This is a genomic window from Psychrobacter sp. GW64-MNA-CIBAN-0177, from assembly GCF_040309585.1.
GTDB classification, from domain to species: domain Bacteria; phylum Pseudomonadota; class Gammaproteobacteria; order Pseudomonadales; family Moraxellaceae; genus Psychrobacter; species Psychrobacter okhotskensis.
Genome location: NZ_JBEOOY010000001.1, coordinates 320,073 through 340,348 on the forward strand (window position 1 = coordinate 320,073; position 20,276 = coordinate 340,348).

The 20,276-nt window shown below is 44.9% G+C and carries 21 protein-coding genes; 11 read left to right on the plus strand and 10 right to left on the minus strand.

The features are described 5' to 3' along the window. Positions 1-77: 77 nt before the first annotated feature. The gene (locus tag AAEY79_RS01255) at positions 78-716 is read right to left on the minus strand and encodes a carbonic anhydrase (protein WP_025651940.1); all 639 of its coding nucleotides are present in this window, start codon (positions 714-716) and stop codon (positions 78-80) included. Between the two features lie 736 nt (positions 717-1,452). Between AAEY79_RS01255 and potA the strand changes: the two genes are divergently transcribed. The 4 genes from potA to AAEY79_RS01275 all read left to right on the plus strand — a co-directional run bounded on the left by potA (position 1,453) and on the right by AAEY79_RS01275 (position 5,483). After that, on the plus strand, positions 1,453-2,721 hold the full coding sequence (potA, locus tag AAEY79_RS01260; RefSeq protein ID WP_051395110.1) for a spermidine/putrescine ABC transporter ATP-binding protein PotA: 1,269 nt from the start codon (positions 1,453-1,455) through the stop codon (positions 2,719-2,721). Next, entirely contained in the window at positions 2,721-3,608 is an 888-nt protein-coding gene (gene potB, locus AAEY79_RS01265) for a spermidine/putrescine ABC transporter permease PotB (RefSeq protein ID WP_201617528.1), read from the plus strand. Before potA ends, potB begins: the two co-directional genes overlap by 1 nt. Continuing rightward, positions 3,608-4,435 carry a spermidine/putrescine ABC transporter permease PotC gene (gene potC / locus AAEY79_RS01270; protein WP_201566098.1) on the plus strand — a complete coding sequence of 276 codons (828 nt, stop codon included), beginning with the start codon at positions 3,608-3,610 and terminating at the stop codon, positions 4,433-4,435. Before potB ends, potC begins: the two co-directional genes overlap by 1 nt. Positions 4,436-4,592: 157 nt before the next feature. After that, the gene (locus AAEY79_RS01275) at positions 4,593-5,483 is read left to right on the plus strand and encodes a LysR family transcriptional regulator (protein ID WP_025651936.1); all 891 of its coding nucleotides are present in this window, start codon (positions 4,593-4,595) and stop codon (positions 5,481-5,483) included. A 110-nt stretch (positions 5,484-5,593) separates the two neighbouring features. Here AAEY79_RS01275 and AAEY79_RS01280 read toward each other — a convergent pair whose 3' ends face one another. From AAEY79_RS01280 to AAEY79_RS01300, 5 genes are all read right to left on the minus strand, one after another. Further along, the gene (locus AAEY79_RS01280) at positions 5,594-6,436 is read right to left on the minus strand and encodes a hypothetical protein (protein ID WP_156915627.1); all 843 of its coding nucleotides are present in this window, start codon (positions 6,434-6,436) and stop codon (positions 5,594-5,596) included. A gap of 165 nt (positions 6,437-6,601) precedes the next feature. Further along, positions 6,602-6,973 carry a CrcB family protein gene (locus AAEY79_RS01285; RefSeq protein ID WP_025651934.1) on the minus strand — a complete coding sequence of 124 codons (372 nt, stop codon included), beginning with the start codon at positions 6,971-6,973 and terminating at the stop codon, positions 6,602-6,604. A 68-nt stretch (positions 6,974-7,041) separates the two neighbouring features. Next, positions 7,042-8,091 (minus strand): tRNA (adenosine(37)-N6)-threonylcarbamoyltransferase complex transferase subunit TsaD, encoded by a 1,050-nt coding sequence (tsaD, locus tag AAEY79_RS01290; RefSeq protein ID WP_201578399.1) that lies wholly within the window; start codon positions 8,089-8,091, stop codon positions 7,042-7,044. A 137-nt stretch (positions 8,092-8,228) separates the two neighbouring features. Continuing rightward, positions 8,229-8,738, minus strand: a complete 510-nt coding sequence (locus tag AAEY79_RS01295) for a cytochrome c5 family protein (protein ID WP_025651932.1) — start codon at positions 8,736-8,738, stop codon at positions 8,229-8,231. An 84-nt stretch (positions 8,739-8,822) separates the two neighbouring features. Beyond that, complete coding sequence (locus AAEY79_RS01300; protein WP_201582448.1) at positions 8,823-9,221, minus strand: hypothetical protein; 399 nt, start codon at positions 9,219-9,221, stop codon at positions 8,823-8,825. Between the two features lie 405 nt (positions 9,222-9,626). Here AAEY79_RS01300 and rpsU point away from each other — a divergent pair, with 405 nt between their 5' ends. Then, on the plus strand, positions 9,627-9,842 hold the full coding sequence (gene rpsU, locus AAEY79_RS01305; protein ID WP_025651930.1) for a 30S ribosomal protein S21: 216 nt from the start codon (positions 9,627-9,629) through the stop codon (positions 9,840-9,842). 186 nt (positions 9,843-10,028) lie between these two features. After that, positions 10,029-10,478, plus strand: coding sequence for a GatB/YqeY domain-containing protein (locus AAEY79_RS01310; protein ID WP_201566092.1), 450 nt, complete (start codon positions 10,029-10,031; stop codon positions 10,476-10,478). Between the two features lie 89 nt (positions 10,479-10,567). Here the strand turns inward: AAEY79_RS01310 and AAEY79_RS01315 are convergent, their stop codons facing one another. Continuing rightward, the gene (locus tag AAEY79_RS01315; protein WP_227688882.1) at positions 10,568-12,256 is read right to left on the minus strand and encodes a M48 family metalloprotease; all 1,689 of its coding nucleotides are present in this window, start codon (positions 12,254-12,256) and stop codon (positions 10,568-10,570) included. 416 nt (positions 12,257-12,672) lie between these two features. Here AAEY79_RS01315 and AAEY79_RS01320 point away from each other — a divergent pair, with 416 nt between their 5' ends. The 4 genes from AAEY79_RS01320 (at position 12,673) to thiS (ending at position 15,007) form a co-directional block, all read left to right on the plus strand. Further along, entirely contained in the window at positions 12,673-13,164 is a 492-nt protein-coding gene (locus AAEY79_RS01320) for a sulfurtransferase TusA family protein (protein WP_025651927.1), read from the plus strand. 241 nt (positions 13,165-13,405) lie between these two features. After that, positions 13,406-14,269 (plus strand): RNA polymerase sigma factor RpoH, encoded by an 864-nt coding sequence (rpoH, locus tag AAEY79_RS01325; protein WP_198015432.1) that lies wholly within the window; start codon positions 13,406-13,408, stop codon positions 14,267-14,269. Positions 14,270-14,331: 62 nt separating this feature from the next. Further along, positions 14,332-14,706: a DUF423 domain-containing protein gene (locus tag AAEY79_RS01330; protein ID WP_025651925.1), complete on the plus strand. Its 375-nt coding sequence runs from the start codon at positions 14,332-14,334 to the stop codon at positions 14,704-14,706. 100 nt (positions 14,707-14,806) lie between these two features. Further along, the gene (gene thiS, locus AAEY79_RS01335; protein ID WP_025651924.1) at positions 14,807-15,007 is read left to right on the plus strand and encodes a sulfur carrier protein ThiS; all 201 of its coding nucleotides are present in this window, start codon (positions 14,807-14,809) and stop codon (positions 15,005-15,007) included. A gap of 409 nt (positions 15,008-15,416) precedes the next feature. Here the strand turns inward: thiS and hpf are convergent, their stop codons facing one another. Next, complete coding sequence (hpf, locus tag AAEY79_RS01340; protein WP_025651923.1) at positions 15,417-15,797, minus strand: ribosome hibernation-promoting factor, HPF/YfiA family; 381 nt, start codon at positions 15,795-15,797, stop codon at positions 15,417-15,419. Positions 15,798-16,158: 361 nt separating this feature from the next. Beyond that, positions 16,159-17,859 (minus strand): RNA polymerase factor sigma-54, encoded by a 1,701-nt coding sequence (gene rpoN, locus AAEY79_RS01345; protein ID WP_201566091.1) that lies wholly within the window; start codon positions 17,857-17,859, stop codon positions 16,159-16,161. Between the two features lie 407 nt (positions 17,860-18,266). On the opposite strand from rpoN, the gene AAEY79_RS01350 reads away from it, so the two are divergent. Further along, entirely contained in the window at positions 18,267-19,166 is a 900-nt protein-coding gene (locus tag AAEY79_RS01350; protein ID WP_352286917.1) for a carbon-nitrogen hydrolase family protein, read from the plus strand. A gap of 92 nt (positions 19,167-19,258) precedes the next feature. On the opposite strand, the gene AAEY79_RS01355 is transcribed toward AAEY79_RS01350, so the two are convergent. Beyond that, positions 19,259-20,275, minus strand: coding sequence for a tyrosine recombinase XerC (locus AAEY79_RS01355; protein WP_025651920.1), 1,017 nt, complete (start codon positions 20,273-20,275; stop codon positions 19,259-19,261). Position 20,276 lies beyond the last annotated feature (1 nt).

The following is a 20,276-nucleotide window of genomic DNA, read 5'->3' on the forward strand; positions in this document are numbered from 1 at the left end:
TCACCCAAAATAAAGGTAAGGCTAGCGCTATTTTATTGATAATATTGACAATAGAATAGCCATTAACTTTATAACGACTAACTATCTAAAAACCGTACCTTCCCTGTTTCTAAATCATACTCTGCGCCAACGACCAATAACTGACCACTGTTGGTCAAGTCTTCTAGCGCCCGCGAACCATGCTTAAGCTGGCTGACCGACATGCGCACGTTGGCACTTATTGAGCGATTGACCAATTCATCAGCATCGACATCTTGCCCATTGGCAGTAGCAAGCTCATGTAAGTTATAAACGCTTGGGCGGATACGATCGACGATTGACTGTAAATTGGGCGAGTAATTTTGCTCAGGGTTGATCAGTGCATCGACACAAGCAGTGACGGCGCCGCAATGCGAATGTCCCAAGACCACGACCAACTTTGTACCGAACTTTTCGGCGGCAAATTCTACTGAACCGATTTGCGAAGGCGCAACCACGTTACCTGCTACCCGAATCACAAACAAATCACCCAAGCCTTGATCAAATACAATTTCGACCGGTACTCGGGCATCGGAGCAACCCAAAATGATGGCTAACGGGTCTTGATTACTCACCAGTTCTGGTCGTCTTTGCATCATTGGATCAGTGTTGGTGAGGCTATCCATGTAGCGCGTATTGCCTTCTTTTAGCAGTTCGAGCGCTTCTTGACCTGTTTTTGGGCGGATATCAGTAGGCATAAGGGTTCCTTGATTATAAAATGATTAGAATAATAAATCTCTTTTTTTGACCATGGCTTGGCTAAGCGTTTTGCCCGACATATCAGGCTTCCTGTATTTCTTAACCACAAAATTATTGTATAGGAATAAAGGGAGAAAAATCATAAAAAAATTGCTTTTAATCTCGTTATTTAAAGATGGTCATGGCTGGTAAAGCGGCAGTCAGTCACATTAAAATAACCAATAATAAGCCTGTGACACTAGGGTCTGTTGAACATTCAAATGTGGCACTGGCAGCGTCTATTTTTTAGACAATACGCAGTGAAATTTTTGACGCCTAGTCATTCTAGGTTAGATAATTTCGCCATGTATTGGCAAAAAATAGTCCTGCCCTGAAAGGCTAATACTAAAATCACCCCAAACGTTGTTGTAAACCTAGCTAAGGTCTCGACATTATCGTCGGCTTACGCCTGATTTGATAAAAGGTTTGGGGCGATTTTAGCAATCAGCAGTCCTAATATTTGAATGTTCAACAGACCCTAAGAATGCTAAGAAGAAAGCAAAGGTTATCAGAACGAATTTTTGGCCCATAATAAAATGGTATGGCGAACTTATAACGAACTTGCACTGATTTATATCAAGGGTTTGTTATAATACGCAGCAACCAGACCACGCTTACGCTCAGGCCAGTCATCGAAATTGCAGCGATTTTATTTGGTCGCGGCCCCAGTCTATCGAGCGCTTAGGAAACTATATTATGAATGACTCATCTATGAACACACATAGAACTTCTATGCCGCCGAACGCCGATAAGGTGCTGCTACAACTGACTGGTCTAAAAAAAACCTACGATCAAACCGAAGTGCTAAAGGACATCAATCTCGATATCAAGCATGGTGAGTTTTTGACACTGCTTGGGCCATCAGGCTGTGGCAAAACGACGTTGCTGCGCTTGATTGCAGGTTTTGAGCAACCAAACGCTGGGGCGATTTATCTAGATGGTGTACAGATGGCAGGCTTGTCAGCCGATAAGCGTCCGGTCAATACCGTGTTTCAACAGTACGCCTTATTTCCGCATATGACCGTTGCGCAAAATGTTGCTTATGGTCTTAAACTTAAAAAAATTCCTAAAGACGAGATTCAAACGCGGGTGCGTGAGATGCTGGCCATGGTGCAGTTAGAGCATTTGGCCAATCGCAAACCGCAAGATTTATCCGGTGGTCAGCAGCAGCGTGTGGCGATCGCACGGGCGGTGATTAATCGTCCTAAACTATTATTACTTGATGAACCGCTGTCGGCGCTCGACCACAAGCTGCGTTTGCAAATGCAGTCTGAGCTCAAACGCTTGCAGCGCGAACTGGGCATCACCTTTGTCTTCGTCACTCATGACCAAGAAGAAGCGCTGTCAATGTCAGACCGTATCGCGGTGATGAAAGATGGCAGATTCCAGCAGATTGGCACGCCTATTGAGATTTATGAAACCCCCGCCAATTTATTTACCGCCAAATTCATCGGTGAGACCAATTTATTCAGAGCAGAAGTCAAAGGCGTCTACGCTGACCAGCCAGATCGTGATGGACAAGTCAGCAATGGGCGTATCGAAGTCGAAGTATGTGAATCGCAAGCGCAAGACGGACCGACGACATTACGTAATTTGCGTCGTCCGGACTTTGCTAATGATGTGCAAGTGGGCGATATCGTAAACTTACTGCTGCGCCCTGAAGATTTACGGATTTATGATCCCAATGATAACGCCCACGCTGGATTACTGGGCCGCGTCATCGAGAGTAATTATAAAGGTAGCACCTTAGACTCGATTATTGAACTCGCAAACGGTCATATTATTAAAGCCTCTGAATTCTTTGATGAAGATGACCCAAGTTTTGATTACAAGTTAAATGAAGCGGTCAAGGTCTCATGGGTGGATGGCTGGGAATGGGTGCTACCAGATGACGATTCAATCGACCAGTCAACCGCCAATTCGAGCGAACATCAAGGCATGTCTGTGCAAAAGGATGTCAGCTAATGGCAGCTAATAGCCGTTTCAATTTGGGCAACAAAAGTCCTTTTCGGACCGCAACGCTATGGCTGATCTGGGGCTGGTTGCTTATTTTTGCGTTATTGCCAAATATATTGGTCATCGCTGTCAGCTTTCTGACTCGCGATAGCAGCGCTTTTATTAGCTTGCCTGTCAGTATCGACAGCTATGTACGCATGATTGATCCGCTGTATTTTGAGGTATTTGTCCATTCGTTATGGATGGCAGGCATTACCACGGTCATCTGCTTGTTACTTGGTTACCCTTTTGCATGGCTGATATCCAAAGCAAAAGTGCGTTGGCAGCCGCTGCTGATGATGCTATTAATATTACCGTTTTGGACCAACTCTTTAGTACGGACTTATGCGCTGAAATTACTATTTGCCAATAATGGTTTGATTAATAAAACCCTACTAGCGATAGGCGTCATCGATGCCCCTATTGATATTTTATACACCCAAGGCGCGGTGATAGCCGGCTTAACGTATTTGTTATTCCCGTTTATGGTATTACCGTTATATGCGGTATTTACCGATTTGCGTAATGATATGCTACTCGCTTCGCAGGATTTGGGCGCTTCAAAAACGCAGACCTTTTGGCACGTGGTGCTACCATTGACCACGCCTGGGATTATCTCAGGGGTGCTATTAGTGTTATTGCCAGCGATGGGTATGTTCTATGTGGCAGATATTTTGGGTGGCTCGCGCAATTTATTGGTTGGTAATATCATCAAAAATCAATTTTTGGATGCGCGTGATTGGCCATTCGGTGCAGCAGCCAGCGTATTATTGACCCTTGCGATGGCCGTACTATTACTCGCCTATCGTGCCAGTAGCCGCCGTATTGGCAAGACCGACTTTAATGAGGTGGCTTAATGTCTAATAACTCATTAAAGAACTCACCCGTGAAGAACAAGCGTCACATCAAGAAACCTAGCATCGGCAGCATAGCGGCTAAAGGCTATCTCGGACTGATTTATGCTTTGCTATATCTGCCCATTATTGTCCTAGTGGTGATGTCATTTAACAAGTCAAAAATTGGCTATAACTGGGGCGGGTTTAGCTTAAAGTGGTATGAATCGCTATTTAATAACCAAGCGATGCTCGATGCTTTTTGGCATTCTATCGTTTTGGGTTTGGTCGCTGCCACCGTCTCAACCTTGATCGGTACATTGACTGCTCTTGCCTTACATCGCTACAACTTTCGTGGCAAAGGCTTACTAAATGGGCTGTTGTTTGTACTGATGATGTCGCCTGAGATTGTATTGGCTATCTCATTACTCGCATTATTTTTATTGATTGGTCTACAGTTGGGCTTTGTATCGCTGCTATTAGCTCATATTACCTTTTGCCTGCCGTTTGTGGTTATTACTGTGTTTGCACGTTTAAGCAGCTTGGATGAGCGCTTGATGGAAGCCGCCCGCGACTTGGGTGCTAACGAATCAACGATGGTGCGTACGGTACTGATTCCCGTCATTCTGCCAGCGGTAATGGCAGGTTGGTTGCTCGCATTTACCCTATCTTTAGATGACGTGGTGGTCTCAACCTTTGTCACTGGCCCAAGCTATGAGATTTTACCGCTACGTATTTATTCAATGGTACGCGTAGGATTGAAGCCAGAAGTCAATGCCATTGGTACGCTACTACTGGCCGCCTCTTTGATATTGGTCATCATTTCGCAGTTGCTACTACGTCGGCGCTAATGAGTCATTAACGACTGATGTTAAGAGTGGCTGCTATTAAGCTTTGCATGATTTATACTAATTTTTGAATAAAAATCACTATAAAACGGTTATAATGAATTTTATTCACATTCGACTTTCTTTTACTTTTTCTTAAAATCAGTGGTTAGGTTACTTTATGCTCGAGCTTCGTCATCTGAATACCTTAACCGCGCTACGAGCGCATGGTTCACTTGCTGCGGCTGCCGATGAGCTGCATGTGACAGCTTCTGCGGTCTCACATCAGCTAAAAGAGCTAGAGAATTATTACGATATTAGCTTGGTCAACCGTCGCACGCGTCCGCTGACTTTTACACCAGCGGGCAAGACTGTGCTGGCATTGGCAGATAGCATCATGCCGCAAGTTACCCGTACCAAATCCAATCTAAAGCGCTTAGCGCATGGTCAGGCAGGCAGATTGCGTCTGGCTTCTGAATGTCATAGCTGCTTTGATTGGCTGATGCCGATACTCAATCATTATCGCCGTGAGTGGTCAGATGTCGAGCTAGACTTTGCCACAGGGTTTGAGCCTGAGCCGCATCATCTACTCATGGAAGGTGATATTGACTTATTGATTACCACCAGTGATTTACCGATAGACGGTATCAGCTATCAGCCATTGTTTGAGTATGAGAGTCGCTTGGTACTGTCGCCCACGCATGATTTGGCAGCACAAGAATTTATTGAACCCAGTGATTTGACTGAAGAAACCTTAATTGCTTATCCAGTAGAGGCCAAGCGTCTCGATATTATCGCCAACTTTATGACGCCTGCACAGGTGAGCTTTGAGAATGTTCGTACTACAGAGCTGACAGCGATGCTTATTCAGCTGGTCGCTAGTGAGCGCGGAGTTGCTGCATTGCCTGATTGGGTTGTGGCGGAATATGAGAAAAAAGGCTGGGTCGTCTCGCGGAAGTTAGGTGCAGGTGTGCATTGTCAGTTGTATGCAGCAACGCGCACATCTAGCCAAGATACAGCGTATATGCAAGGGTTCGCAAATTTACTAGAAGGGATAGTGAAGCCGTTGTAGGTTCATTACTGATTACTTTCTTATAGTTATAAAATATTAGTCACTTTTTCATATCATAACGAATGTTATGGTAAATGAGTTTAATATGGCTCAAAGCCATTACTCGAAAACTATTCTATTGTGTGATCAGCATCGTTGATCTTATTAAATTCGGTTTTAGTAACAATCTGTCTATGCGCTTTAAAAAACTCTATGACTCGCTCATTATTATCGACAAAACCTTGAATAATCTTGGGGTGATCTAGCACTCGACCATCAGCTGCTATGACATCTTTAAACGCTTGCGCAAATTGCGTATCGTAACCGCTCAGATTAAATCTTTGGTTGTAGTCATCATTCATTATTCTAATTCGATACTTTAATAAAAAATCATCATCCAGTATGGTGTACAAGTCATAATAATTATGAAAAGAGCTAAGTTTTTCATTAGGGTACTTCATAAACATGAGTTTTAATGGACTGGTCTGATTGGGCATATCATCTATTACTAGCATTTCTTGACTAGAGTCGGCATAAAATCGCTCAATGTTTAACGTTTTTTCTATTAGCGACTCTGGGGGGAAAGTATTATAAAAATAGTCTTTACCCCTAACTACTTTTTCAACGATTTCACCATCAGTTTTATTTGAATCAATCAATCTGTAAAGTGGTCTCAAGTCTGTATAAAAAACCATACCTAGTTTTTCTGAAGGGCAGTGATAACTATTCGAGGGGTTACCTGAGAATGTTTTCGCTTGAAATTTTAGTCTCAAATGTTTTGTCGAAAACTCATTAAAGTCACCAGCATCATTATTATTACAACGTGGAAAAGTGGCGACAAATACCTTATCTGATATTTCTGCTGGTATATAAGCGGTAACTAGCTCATTTGGGTTTTTTGGCTCTGTACATCCGGTTACTAAGATTCCTATAGCACTTAGAATGAAAGTACCTATGAATTTCAATGTCGTCATAATCATCTTATTTCGTACAGTTAAGTCTCGTTAAATCCTGATTTGAGTATACCCCAAGGGAATCAGTTATTTTGCCCTTTAAACCTATTAATAAACCACTTAAAATAGACTGCTATCATGGAACTACTTATAACAGACCACTAAACGATTAATATCTATCAACGGCTACAAAACCAACTTAAAGAAATAGAATCCCAGCGCGGTTGCTAGCAATGTGAGTCCCACATGTAAACCGATAAGCGCCAATCCTGCCAGCAAACGGCCATCATTGACGAAGGTAAAGACCTCCGCGCTAAAAGTGCTAAACGTCGTCAGTCCGCCCAAAAATCCAGTGATGACGAATAGTCTCACGTTATCAGATAAGCCAGTACCCATCCGCCCGAACCATACTAGAGCTAGCCCTATCAGCAGTCCACCCAAGACATTCGCACCCAATGTACCTAGCGGTATCCAATGGTGCAATGGATTAAAGCGCGCCAGCCACCCTCGCAAACACGCTCCAAATGCGGCGCCCAAACCAATCGCAATCCACTGCATAGCTCATCCTTACTTTAGATAATTTTCATGAGCATCAACATGGGCATGACGCCCAATCAACATCACCTTTATACTGCAGGCAACTCTGTCATCGGCCAACGTGGCACACAGCTAACGGCCAAATCATCCGACTGCCCTGCTTGCAAGCGCTCGTAACCGGCATAAGCAATCATCGCACCATTGTCCGTACATAACGCTGGCGGTGCATAATGGACGGTGGCGTTTATTTTTGCCAGCTCAGCTTCTAACGTTTCACGCAGATGACTATTAGCACTCACACCGCCAGCGATGACTAAGCGGCTCATCTCTACTTGCTTAAGTGCTTTGACGCATTTTTTCACCAGCGTATCAACCATGGCATGTTGAAAACTGGCAGCAATATCGGCACGAACTTGTGGATCACCGTCAGGGCCACTTTCCGAATGAGGGGTATCTTTGATAAGGTTATGCACCGCTGTTTTCATACCGCTAAAAGAAAAATCTAAACCGCGATGTAACATCGGTCTTGGTAGACTGTAAGCGTTTTGATCGCCTGTTTCAGCCAATTTAGCAATATTAGGACCACCAGGATAAGGCAAGCCTAGCATCTTGGCGGCTTTATCAAAGCACTCGCCAGCGGCATCATCGATTGATTCACCCAATATCTCGTATTGACCAACGCCATGAGCAGCAATAAGCAAGGTATGCCCACCAGACACTAGTAACGACACAAACGGAAAGGCGGGAGGATTTGCGCCCATCAGCGGTGCTAGCAGGTGTCCTTCCATATGATGGATACCGATCGCCGGAATATCTAAGCCATACGCCAAGCTGCGCCCAAATAATGCACCGGTCATCAGCGCGCCAATCAATCCAGGCCCTTTGGTATAGGCAATGGCATCAATCTCGCTTTTCTTGATATCGCACTGCTCTAGTAGCTCGTTGAGTAAAGGTACCAGCTTACGAATATGATCGCGGCTGGCAAGCTCAGGCACGACGCCGCCATAGAGTGCGTGCAGCTCTATTTGTGAATACAGCACTTGCCCAAGCAAACCTTGATTGTCAGTGTCTATCAGCTCACTATCAAAAATCGCCAGTCCCGTCTCATCACAAGACGTCTCTAAACCCAATACTTTCATACTCTTGCCTTCATATCGTCTTTTGCAGCGTTTTCGTCTTATGCCATTAACAACGTGCATAAAAAAACCGCCATTGTCAGTCACAATGACGGTCAGTTTAACAAATTTCAATAGCGAATATATGGCAATACGCCCCATCAGCTCACAGACGCCAACATATAATCAACCGCAGCATGCACTTGTGCCTCAGTGACGCCATTGATCGCTTGCGCGGGCATCTTATTAAAACCTTTAGCAGAATGGCTATACAGCGTCTCTTTGTCTTTAGTAATGCGCGCACTCCACGCAGCGGTATCGCCATATTTTGGCGCTTCTAACAGCCCTTGTGCATGACACATCTTGCACTGCGCCTCATAAAGCTTGGCCCCAGCGTCCGCAGCCAGTACTTCAGGTTCGGCTTCGGCTACTGGCTCTTCTATCGCTTCACTGACCTCGCTCTCTACGGCAGGCTCGGGCGTCACCACTTCAGGCTCAGCGACCGGCGGTGCTGGCTCGACAGCGACGGCGTCAGCTGATTCGCTGACCGCAGCTGGTTCTTCAGCCGTTGTATTGTCACCACTACACGCACTAAGCGCCAGTAACGCGCTAATACTGAACACCGACAATGTCCATTTACCAAAACTCATACGCGGTTGCTTATTACTCATGATCATACCTCTATATAAGGGTTCATCTTAGCGGCTGTCATTACAGCGCATAAAATCCGTCACGGCCTTGCACATTGAGCGCTATTAATTGGCAGTTGCTTCAGCGTCAGTCGTTGCGGTATCCGCTACGGGCGTGGCGGCATTAGTATCAGTAGCTGCTGTATCCGTACTAGTACTAGTACTAGTCGCATCGGCACTGTCAGCCATATCCGTATCAGCACCTGCTTCAGTAGTGGTAGCGCCGTCAACTGCCGTACCGTCCGCTGCCATATCTGTCGCTGGCATCGGTGCGGTTTCTGGAAAATCCATCTCTTCAGCTTCAGGTCCATTGGCAAGAGCAAGCTTGGCGGCCTCATCTACCCGATCAACGGCTTTTACTTCATGCGACCCACCTTCTTTATCACTGCTACAAGCACTCACGCTAAATCCAAGAGCGACCAACAATGCGGTGCTTAAAGCCGTATTTAGTACTGTTTTCTTCATTCCAACATCCTCAATAAAATGCCCAAAAATCATTAGTGTGTCACTGACTATATAGAAATTATCATAGCATAAAGACAAGACAAACCGTTATAGATAGTAGGGATTTTTTGTTGGATTATCTGTGACGGATTTAACCAGATATAAACAAGATAAGTAAACCCAAAAACTTCCTAATAGGTTGTAAAAAATGCGCTAGCCCAAATATTTTCCAATTACTCATACTGAGAGATAAATGCATGAAAACCATTGACTTTATTCGCATTTATTATTAAAATACTCGCCCTTGTGCTATAGTACAAGATTATCCTAGTTTGAGTTGATGCCTGTAATCTTGAGATATTACGGCTAAATACTAATACACAACCAAACTAATGCCTTTATATCTCATCCTCATAAGGAGTCTTCATGCCTGCAGTTAAGGTTAAAGAAAACGAACCAGTTGATATCGCAATCCGCCGCTTTAAGCGCGCTTGTGAAAAAGCCGGTGTATTATCTGACGTGCGTAAACGTGAATTTTATGAAAAACCAACGCAAGAGCGCAAGCGCAAAAAAGCAGCTGCGGTAAAGCGTTATAAGAAAAAATTACAACGCGAAACTATTCGTACCACTCGTATGTACTAATCGATAATACGATTAGTTAAGTACAAGCGCTACATTAACGCCACTGTTATCAATCGATATCAGTGGCGTTTTTTATGCTACAATTTTTATTATTGCGGTCGATACTGCCAGTAATAGCGTCTTTCATTAAAAAGACCGCTTTCGCAGACGGCGCATCAACAAACTTACCTTATAAGGATAATAATAGTGAGCGACCTTAAACAAACCCTGTCAGACAATATCAAAACCTCTATGAAAGCCCGTGAGCTTGAACGCGTAAAGGTATTGCGTAACGTGCATTCCGTTATCAAGCAAATTGAAATTGATCGTCAAATAGAGCTTGATGATGCAGGGGTGTTAGAAATCCTACAAAAACAGCTGAAACAACGTCAAGAATCACTTGGTATTTTTACCGAAAATGGCCGTGACGACTTGGCAACCAAAGAGCAGTTCGAAATTGATATCATCAATGAGTTCATGCCCAAGCAAATGGATGATGATGAGCTGGCTGCTATGGTAAATGCCGAGATTGCAACGCAAGGCGCCACTTCTATGCGCGATATGGGCAGTGTGATGGGCGTGTTAAAAAATAAAACCGCAGGTCGTGCTGATCCGGCGCTCATCTCTAAACTGGTAAAAGAAGCCTTGCAAGGTTGATAGCTTTGTAATAAACACCATTGTTTAATATCAATGCCTAGGGCGTGTGCTAATTTTAAAAATGGTGATTCAAAGATACACATAACCGCCTAAGGCTTAAAGTCTTTGGCGGTTTTTACGTCTTTAATTTCTGCATTTATGCTCGCTAATAGCGGACGTGCACTACTTGCTTGCCCCGTCGTTTGCATACGTTCAGCCAACTGTTTGGCCTGTGTTAAGGAAGTAAGTGCACGCTCGTAACGTCCATTCCAGAGCTGGTCATGGCTGCGATAACGTAGCGCATTAATGGTAGCAATATTTTTAAGTTGCGCAGAATCAGTGGTTTTAGCGATTTTTTCATTGGCCAGTTGTAGGCTTTGCCAAGCATAGCGATCGGCTGGCTGCTGCTGGGTCAGAGGTTTTAACAAAGCTTGTGCCTTGGTCGGCTCATTACTATTGGTCAACGCCTCAGCCAAATACAACCGCAAATCACGGCGCTCAGGATACAGACGCTGCTGACGCTCTAATACCTCGGCGGCTTGCTGCCACTTGCCTTGCTCGCTCAGAATTTGGCTGTGGGTAATCGACAACAAGGGCTCTAACACCTGCCGCCGCGCCACTGGTAACGCAACAAGTTCCGCCAATATCTCATTGGCGTCAGTAAAGCGTTGTTGCTCGCTATACCAAGTCATCAGTGACAGTTTGGCCCCTAAGCTGTTTTTGGCGGCTGCCGTCAAGGTGGTCTCAGACGCATGCTTACCGGTACTTTGTACACGCCAATAAAGCAAATCGAACAGCGCTTGATGACGCTGTTGCTGGCTTAATGACATGGTTGGATACTGCTGCGCACGACTTTGCGATTCACTCAAGCGCTCATTGCTCAAGGGATGTGAACGTACAAAACTGGGTAAAAACCGATTGGCTGTCTGATTCAGCTGGCTTTGTTGATTCATCGTCGCAAAAAAGCTGGGCATCGCCCGTGGGTCATATCCAGCTTGGGTCATGATTTGCATCCCTACCCGATCAGCCTCACGCTCATTGTTGCGACTAAACGCCATGCTGCTATTCATCGTCGCCGTTTGGCTGCCCATCATCACTGCCGCTGCCGCATCACCATCGACCGCTGATGCGGCAATCGCGGCCAGCATGCCACCTATTTGCATCAGCATGGCTTTTTTACGTTCATCAACGCCGCTTTCGTAATGGCGTTGGCTAATATGCGCGACTTCATGAGCGACGACGCTGGCCAGCTCATCCATACTACTCGCAGCCAGTATCGTCCCTGTATTGATGCCGATGACGCCGCCTGGCGCGGCAAACGCATTGATACTGGGATTGTCGATAATGACCACGCCCAAGGGTGCTTGCTGACGCGCTTGCGCATTGAGCCGCCACGTCATCTCCTTGACCGTTTCTTGCACCCAAGGATCGTGCTCCATTTTGACACGACCATTGATATTTTGTAGCGACCATTCGCCAAGTAGCTTATTTTGATATTGCTCCGCAAAGCTCAGCCCTTGCCCGCGTAAGTTAGGTAAATCGAGCGCTTCTGAAGCTGGGCCTTGCCACGAGTCATAGGCAAATGGCGCAGCGGTACTTTCGCTACTATTGGCGCCAGTTGCCATTGTCAATAAGGCAGCTGATACGACAATTTTTATGGCATGGGGCATGAGCAAACGAGCCGTTTTTTGCTTGGGTGTAGACGATATCATGTCTTGTGCATCCTTAACGATGAAACACGCATTCGAGACATTGACGTCTGGTTTACCACATAGCGACTGTCTATTAGAGTGATACAAATGCGCATCCTATCCGATTGATAACAACGTAATTTTGACTATACGAGCTTGTTTATATAAGGTCAATTCTAGTCTGCATTTAACTACCAATAACTTGGCTGCGCGTCACTATTGTGCAACATAACCATGTAATTATTAGAGCTGAATTTCAGCCTGTTTATTGCTAGCAATCTGCACAGATCACCATGAAAAGACACCTTGCTTAGTTATTCTAGTGAGCCAAACATTACGATGACTATATTCAACTGCAACTACATAGCGGCAATTTGCTATAATGATGCACGGTAGAGAGACTTTGCCATTATTGTTTTTTAATTAATGGCTCAAATCTATTGATAAGTTAATATTAATAATAATAGGCTATTGAATTCTCTATAGTTGTAAACGCCAGTTTTAATGTTTTAAGGGTAGGTTTTATGTCCGCTGACAGTCAGTTAATCACCGTAACAGGCTCTTATTCTGTCTGTTTGCCAGCCAGTTTGTCTGATACGCAGCAGCATGTTATTCGCCAATTATTAGATTTATTGTCTGCCTCTTATGAGGGTGATACTGAGTTGAGTGCTACGATCGACTCAAAGCAGCTACCCCTTATTATAAAGAACTTGGTAGACGGACGTGGACTTGCCTGCCCGATGCCATTGTTAAAAACCAAAGTGGCATTACGTGAGGTGGCAGCGGGCGAGTCGTTATATGTGGTGGCCACTGACCCTAACTCGCAAGCGGATATCACCGCTTTTTGTCAACAAAGCCAACAGGCTGGAACGACTCCCAGCTTAAAATTGATGGTTAACGAAGTCACCAATAAAGACATTAAGCCAGTTATCAACGAAGCGCTGGCTGATGGCATATCATCCCAGCATTGCGATACAATATATCACTTCATCATTACCAAAACTGATAGCAACTAAGCGTCGCTATCCTTTACAATTACAACAATAAAGATTTTTATCTGACTGTTTGTTTATCTATTTAACCAAGGTCAAGAATATGGCTACTACTGCTAATGATGCTGCGAAAACACGTAAAAAAGATGGCGCAGCGCCTGAAAAAAACGAAGCGCGCGATGCAGCTCTAAAAGCTGCTGCTGCGCGTCCACCTTATGATGCGAGTGCATTTGAAGATACGAGTACGCGTGACTTAGTGCCAGCGATGCCGACGCATCTATCAGCGCCTGGGGTCAATCTGGGCGCGTATATCAATACAGTGCACCAAATCCCTATTTTAACCCCAACGCAAGAGCAAGAGCTTGCCCATCGCTATTATGATGAAGGCGACGTGGAAGCCGCACGCTTACTCGTTATGTCGCATTTGCGCTTTGTGATTCACATCGCACGCAGTTACTCAGGCTACGGTTTACCACAAGCGGATCTCATCCAAGAAGGTAACTTGGGGTTAATGAAAGCCGTCAAGCGTTTTGATCCGAATAAAGGCGTGCGTTTGGTCTCTTTTGCAGTGCATTGGATTAAAGCGGAAATTCACGAATTTGTGATTCGTAACTGGCGCATTGTCAAAGTCGCGACCACCAAGGCGCATCGTAAGTTGTTCTTTAACTTACGCAGTCTCAAAAAGACCAATAATCAGCTAACATTAGAAGAAGCAGATGCCATTGCCAATGACTTAAATGTCACTCGTAAGCAAGTGCTTGAGATGGAATCGCGTCTCACCTCTTATGATGCTTCGTTTGAAGCGCAATCTAGCGATGATGATGACGGTCGTTATGCGCCGCAGCTGTTTTTAGAAGATGGTATCGATCCTGCTGAGATGGTAGAAGAATCGGATTGGGAAGAGAACAACTCATCAGCACTGATTGCGGCGATGGATACCCTCGATGATCGTTCACGCGATATCGTTGAGCAGCGCTGGCTGTCTGAGCAAAAATCTACCTTGCACGAATTGGCAGCGGTTTACTCTATCTCAGCTGAGCGTGTACGCCAAATCGAAAAAAATGCTATGGATAAAATTCGTGATGCTATGACCATCGATAGTGTCATTTTGCCCGATGACATTCAATAAGGCGGGCGCAAACATTCTATTCTGCACTATTGATAGGCTTGGCTAATGATAAGAGTTTGGGCATGGTAAATTGGATAGCTATTGCAGCGATTAATATGGCCGTCGCCGTTGCTTTAGGCGCGTTTGGGGCTCATGGTCTCAAAAGCATGGTTAATACTCAGCAGCTTGAATGGTGGCACACGGCAACGCTCTATTGGTTTGTCCATGCCCTTGGTTTGTTGCTCGTTGGCATCCTTATTCGCCTGAACTATACGACTCAGACGAGCGCATGGTTGCTACAGGTTGGCGTGATTATATTTGCTGGTAGCTTGTATGCAATGACCTTGGGCGCGCCGCGTTGGTTTGGCGCAATCACGCCTATTGGAGGCGTCTTAATGATTGCAGGTTGGCTATGGCTGGCTGTTTCGGCGTTTCGCTTGAGCAAGGTAGTTGTTTGACGTACACAGTTATTAACAGCCGCGAAAAAGATAGATAACAATGATGTCACTGAACGATATGGCGAAAAAAGGAATTTCAACCAATTAAGGAGTACATTTTATGAGTACCATTAGTGTTAATGGTAAACACCTACAGACCACCCATCAAACCGTGCAATTGGTCATCAATGAGCTAGGACTTAGCGAAGGTCGCTATGCAGTCGAGGTTGATGGAGATCTGATCCCAAAGAGCGAACTTGGTCAACTACGTATCGTAGAAGGGATGAATATTGAGGTGGTACAAGCAGTTGGTGGCGGCTAGCGGTTGATTCATTAGTCGTTTTAATATAGTCACTTGAAGATAGTCACTTGAAGATAGCCACTTGAAGATAGTCACCTCGAAAAAACTAGTAGTTAAGACAAACTGAACCTTATTAATTACACCATCTTTTGCGTTAAAGAATGACGATATGATAGCCAATAAAAAGACCTCAACGTTACATACGTTTGAGGTCTTTTTTATTGCTTATTACGTCATTACTCAATCGATGGGCTATTTATATTATTTATTCATATAGTCGATTCAATTTAAAAGTAGTACAAGGCAACCGAGTGTAGATGTATATGTGATACTTCAAGCGAGGTTAACGCTGTAATACTTTTATAGTGGAATGACTATACTATTTATGGGTTTATTAGCCACTATATATTGAGCGTCAATCATAATAAAACTAAACGGCTGGCGCTACATCAGCGGTAGTAAGGTCTTCATAGCGTCCATCACGCCCTGCACCCTGAGTTTTTTTACGCTCTTGACGGGTTTTGTATTTACGCACTTGTCTATCAAGCTTGTCTGCCATCTCATTAATGGCTTTATACATATCATCCTCAAGTGCTTGGACAAACATTTCTTGACCTGAGACTCGCATAATCGCTTCGGCTTTATGGCTTTTTTTACCACCATCACTTGCGCCGCTATTGTCTAGCGATAAGATCACTTTAATACTTTGTATCTGATCGAAGTGACGCTCTACTTTTTCAAGTTTTTCGCGAACTGCTTTGTCCATCGCATCGGTAACACTGATATGGTGACCACTGATAGAAACATTCATATTATTGTCCTTTTATTTATGACTTACAATCAACAGATGAGATAGCATTCCTGCCTTTATCATCTTGCCTTACCAACGACCGCTACAAAATTTTCGGTAAAAACTGACGTATTATTGTATTGCCAATTTAGTATCGCCAATTTTTTACCAAAATAAAAATCTGCTTCGTTTTGATCCTTGGTATGACTCTAATTTGTCATGAAAGCAGGTTAGTAGCAAGACAGTAAATTGTAATTAAATGTAATAAAAACTGTTGTTTCTTTCAGGTTTCTATATAATCAAAAAATTTTATTTTTTATATTTATAATCAGGTATATTGAAGGTTGCCTGACTTTAATGATAAGTCATTGAGTTACGACAGTTAATATTTTTGCTTGCGCTGGGTAGATGAGCCAATATTCATCGCTTCACGATATTTGGCCACCGTTCGGCGAGCAATATCGATGCCTTCTGAAAGCAAATGGTCTTTTATGCGACTGTCAGACAGCGGTTTCTTAGGGTCTTCATCCCCTATTAACTGCTTAATCATCGCGCTAATGGCTGTTGATGAGATGTCGCCGTCGCTACTACTGACATGCGAGGAGAAGAAATGCTTAAGCGAAAACAAGCCTTGCGGTGTCAAGATGCTTTTGCTGGTGGTCAACCGCGAGACGGTCGATTCGTGCAAATCAACTTCCTCAGCGATGACCTTTAGAATTAATGGTTGCATGGCAGTCGCCCCATACTGCAAAAAATCTTGCTGATAGCGCACGATACTGGTCGCTACCTTTAATAAGTTTTGATTGCGCTCTTCAATACTACGAATAAATAGCCGCGCATCGGTGAGGTTTTCACGCAAGTATTGATTGTCTGGGCTGTCATCGCCGCGCTTGACCAAATTGGCATATTCTTGATTGACCCGTAGTTTTGGTAAGGTGTCAGGATTCAGGCGTACCTGCCAGCCATCGACTTGCGCAGTCGCATCGGCTCTGTTGCCATTACTGATGTTCTGAGTATGGTGGCGACGGATAGGCGTAACCAGCACATCAGGGATATCATAGCTGGCAGGTGGTTGCGCGTAGTCTGGCTGATAGCTTTGAAACAGTAGACCTGGCGAAGGATTTAAGCTGCGCAATAGAGTAAGCGCCGGGGTAATCTGCGCAGGCGCCAACCCTGTGCGCTCAGTCAGCGCCTTGATATTATTACTGACCAGATGCTCACTGGCGGACAATAGCGCTTGCGCTTCTTTTAGATAGCGAGTATCAGCATCGAGCTTGGCCAGCTGAATCGCTAAGCATTCACTCAGATTGCGCGCACCAACGCCCAATGGATCACACGATTGAATAACACGCAGTACCGCCATGACTTCATCGTGCTCAACGCGCTCTTCCCATTGATAGAAGCTTGCCATGGTCTCAAAGCTTTGTAGTAACTCGTCAATATCGAGGCGCACAAAGCCCATATCATCCATCGAGTCCATCAGATATTCTGCAATCAGCGTGTCCGTTTCGGAGAGACGCTTAAAGTTAAGCTGCCAACGTACATGGTCTTGAATCGTCGCGCAGGTGCCACCTTGATAGCTATCAAACTCATCATAATCTGGTCGTGCTAGTGCACTGGAGGCACTGCCCGCACTGAAATGACTGGCATCAAAACTGTCCGTATCAAAGCGCCCATAGTCATCGTTATCCAGCGCTTGATAATCTATCGCGCCATCATCGACACCAGACTGTTGCAGCTTATCGAAGCTATCCATGGAGCCATCACTATAGTCGTTCGTACTGTCATCATCATAAGTGGCAGTGCTCGATGACGCGGCGAATGAATCAGCGCTAGCACCTTGGTTCCAAGTATCGAGGGTTAATGGCTCACTAAACTCCTCCCTCATCGCATCATTAATGCTCTCGTACTCGTCTTCCTCCTCCTCGATACGTTCGAGCAGCGGATTACTATCCAGCTTGGCCTGAACCTCTTGCGCAAGCTCAAGACTAGAGAGCTGCAGCAATTTGATGGCTTGCTGCATTTGCGGGGTGAGCTTCTGTGACGTGCTTAGCGTGGTCGCCAATCCGAACGACATACTCATGGGTAGCTTATTACACTCCAATCGTGGTGGTATAGTCGACCCGATATAAATCAGATACGTTATCAGGCTTGCTTAGTCTACTAGTGGCCGTAGTGTCACGCACATGCCTTTGCCTTTCTGGTGTCTCAATTATATCAAATCGACTATGTGTTATGCTGATTCAGGCGGTGACTTTATGATATCAGGTCATGACGATAGCATTTTTTGCCACAATTTTGCTATGATAATTTATACCCTATGCGCATGAGTTTTTGACTTCTATCTCACAAAGCCGCTTAGTCACCAGCATGATGGGCTGAATAAATAGAGTGTTACGTGCATATAATCTATTAATAATGACAAGCCTATTATGATAACAAAGATGGGATAAGCGCCTTGTCAGCTTAAAAATAACTGAGAAACAAACGATGAATAATTCTATAAATAATGCGCAATTTACTATTGCTGCTATCCAAATGAACAGTCAGCAAAACATTGACAATAACTTAGCAGACATAAAAGCCGCCATCATTGATGCCCGCGCCCAAGATGCTCAGCTGGTTGTGTTACCAGAAAACTGCTGTAGCATGGGTGAGCAATTTGCTACTGCTGAGCAATTTGATGCCCTGTCAGTGACGTTGGCAGACTACGCCCGCACCTATGGTATTTATGTACTGGTCGGCTCCCTACCCTGCGCTTATCGGCCAGACGGGTTGGTCGTACCTGATGGTAGATTGCGCCAAGTCAGCCAGTTATTTGGCCCTGATGGCAAAAGGGTTGCACGCTATGACAAAATTCATTTATTTACAGCGACGGTAGCAGATAAGCAAGGCAGCTATAATGAAGCCGCCACGTTTGAGCCGGGCACGCAGACAGTGGTTGTACCGATTGAGGTAAATGATGCTGTTTATCAATTGGGCATGATGGTCTGCTTTGACTTACGTTTCCCTGCTTTGGCGCAGCGTTTGCGGCAAGCAGGTGCTGACGTATTGAGCGCGCCATCCGCCTTTACTTATTTGACGGGACAAGCACACTGGTCGCTGTTGCTGCGTGCACGTGCGCTAGACAGTCAATGTATGGTGATTGGCGCGGCACAAGGTGGCGATCATGTCTATAAAAATGGGAGTACGCGACAGACGTGGGGACATACTACCATTACCACTTATGATGGCACCATTATAAATAGCTATGATAATAGTGAACTAAATAGTCAAGCGGTGACTGAAAAACAGAAAAATTATGAAGTCATATTGGCAACTTTTGATAAAGAAGCTCAAGCCCAAGGGCGGCAAAAGATGCCTATCTTTGACTGTCATCGTTTGGCTTAAGGGTCGATCTGGTCTATTTTAAAATAAAGCTTTTAGAAGAAAGCTTTTAGAGCTTTAAATTTTAGAACGTTAGCCTTTAGAAAATTCATATTCTACGTTGAATCTTTGTCATTCTGCGCATGCGTGGCACGCGGATGTGCGCGATCATAGACTTGTGTCAATTTAGCAAAATCTACATGGGTATAGATTTGCGTCGTGCTAATATCGCTATGCCCAAGCATCTCTTGTACCGCCCGCAGATCACCGCTGCCAGATAGCATGTGCGAGGCAAAGCAATGGCGTAATAGATGCGGATACATATTTTGCGCAATGCCTGCCCGCGTTGCCGCGACTTTTAGACGTTGCTGCACTGCCCGCGTTGACAAGCGTGTGCCCAATTTTTCACTGATAAATAGCGCCGTGTCCATCTGCTCCACCCACAGGTTACGATGCGGTAGATAACGGCTAATTGCTTCTGCTGCTTTTAAACCTAACGGTACTATGCGCGTCTTATTGCCTTTACCAGTTACTCGTACTCGCAATTCGGACAAATCCATATCTGCCATATCTAGGGCGACCAATTCGCCGACCCGTAGACCGCTGCTATAAAGCAGTTCAAACATCGCTTTATCACGCAACCATAAGCGTGCTTGTTCTGGCGTATCAGGGATTTCTTGATCTAGCAATTGCGTCAGTAAATCCACGTCAGCGATCGACGGTAGCGGCCTAGGACTGCGTTTAAGCTGATAGCCGGTCGTTGGATTGATACGCGCCAAATCCTCCTCGATTAGCCAGCCATAAAAGTGGCGGATGGCGGACAGCTCTTGCTGGACGCTAGCAAGCGCAAGTTTGTCCTCATCGAGTCGTTGGCTAATATGCTGGGCCAGTTGGCGTTTATCGCAGCGCGTCCACGTCAGGCGCTTGCCGCGTAAAAACAGCGCCAACTGGTTTAGTCCAGCAAAATAAGCGGTCAATGTATGCGCTGAATGATTGCGCACTGACAAAGTGTTTAGCCAACGATGTACTGGTGCCAATAATTCTCGTAGCACAGCGTCTGGCTCTATCGTGGCTGCCAGCTCAGCGGATAGCCATGATTTTGACTTAGAGTCTACTGTAGGCGCTGTCGTCATT

What these genes read in the sequence shown, in the direction of transcription:
- AAEY79_RS01285 (WP_025651934.1), bottom strand. Translation starts at nt 6,973, where the DNA reads ATGCAGTGGATTGCGATTGGTTTGGGCGCCGCATTTGGAGCGTGTTTG.
- AAEY79_RS01320 (WP_025651927.1), top strand. Translation starts at nt 12,673, where the DNA reads ATGTCCGCTGACAGTCAGTTAATCACCGTAACAGGCTCTTATTCTGTC.
- hpf (WP_025651923.1), bottom strand. Translation starts at nt 15,797, where the DNA reads ATGAATGTTTCTATCAGTGGTCACCATATCAGTGTTACCGATGCGATG.
- AAEY79_RS01330 (WP_025651925.1), top strand. Translation starts at nt 14,332, where the DNA reads ATGGTAAATTGGATAGCTATTGCAGCGATTAATATGGCCGTCGCCGTT.
- rpoH (WP_198015432.1), top strand. Translation starts at nt 13,406, where the DNA reads ATGCCGACGCATCTATCAGCGCCTGGGGTCAATCTGGGCGCGTATATC.
- rpsU (WP_025651930.1), top strand. Translation starts at nt 9,627, where the DNA reads ATGCCTGCAGTTAAGGTTAAAGAAAACGAACCAGTTGATATCGCAATC.
- AAEY79_RS01350 (WP_352286917.1), top strand. Translation starts at nt 18,267, where the DNA reads ATGAATAATTCTATAAATAATGCGCAATTTACTATTGCTGCTATCCAA.
- AAEY79_RS01280 (WP_156915627.1), bottom strand. Translation starts at nt 6,436, where the DNA reads ATGACGACATTGAAATTCATAGGTACTTTCATTCTAAGTGCTATAGGA.
- thiS (WP_025651924.1), top strand. Translation starts at nt 14,807, where the DNA reads ATGAGTACCATTAGTGTTAATGGTAAACACCTACAGACCACCCATCAA.
- AAEY79_RS01255 (WP_025651940.1), bottom strand. Translation starts at nt 716, where the DNA reads ATGCCTACTGATATCCGCCCAAAAACAGGTCAAGAAGCGCTCGAACTG.
- tsaD (WP_201578399.1), bottom strand. Translation starts at nt 8,091, where the DNA reads ATGAAAGTATTGGGTTTAGAGACGTCTTGTGATGAGACGGGACTGGCG.
- AAEY79_RS01300 (WP_201582448.1), bottom strand. Translation starts at nt 9,221, where the DNA reads ATGAAGAAAACAGTACTAAATACGGCTTTAAGCACCGCATTGTTGGTC.
- AAEY79_RS01275 (WP_025651936.1), top strand. Translation starts at nt 4,593, where the DNA reads ATGCTCGAGCTTCGTCATCTGAATACCTTAACCGCGCTACGAGCGCAT.
- AAEY79_RS01295 (WP_025651932.1), bottom strand. Translation starts at nt 8,738, where the DNA reads ATGAGTAATAAGCAACCGCGTATGAGTTTTGGTAAATGGACATTGTCG.
- potC (WP_201566098.1), top strand. Translation starts at nt 3,608, where the DNA reads ATGTCTAATAACTCATTAAAGAACTCACCCGTGAAGAACAAGCGTCAC.
- potB (WP_201617528.1), top strand. Translation starts at nt 2,721, where the DNA reads ATGGCAGCTAATAGCCGTTTCAATTTGGGCAACAAAAGTCCTTTTCGG.
- potA (WP_051395110.1), top strand. Translation starts at nt 1,453, where the DNA reads ATGAATGACTCATCTATGAACACACATAGAACTTCTATGCCGCCGAAC.
- rpoN (WP_201566091.1), bottom strand. Translation starts at nt 17,859, where the DNA reads ATGAGTATGTCGTTCGGATTGGCGACCACGCTAAGCACGTCACAGAAG.
- AAEY79_RS01355 (WP_025651920.1), bottom strand. Translation starts at nt 20,275, where the DNA reads ATGACGACAGCGCCTACAGTAGACTCTAAGTCAAAATCATGGCTATCC.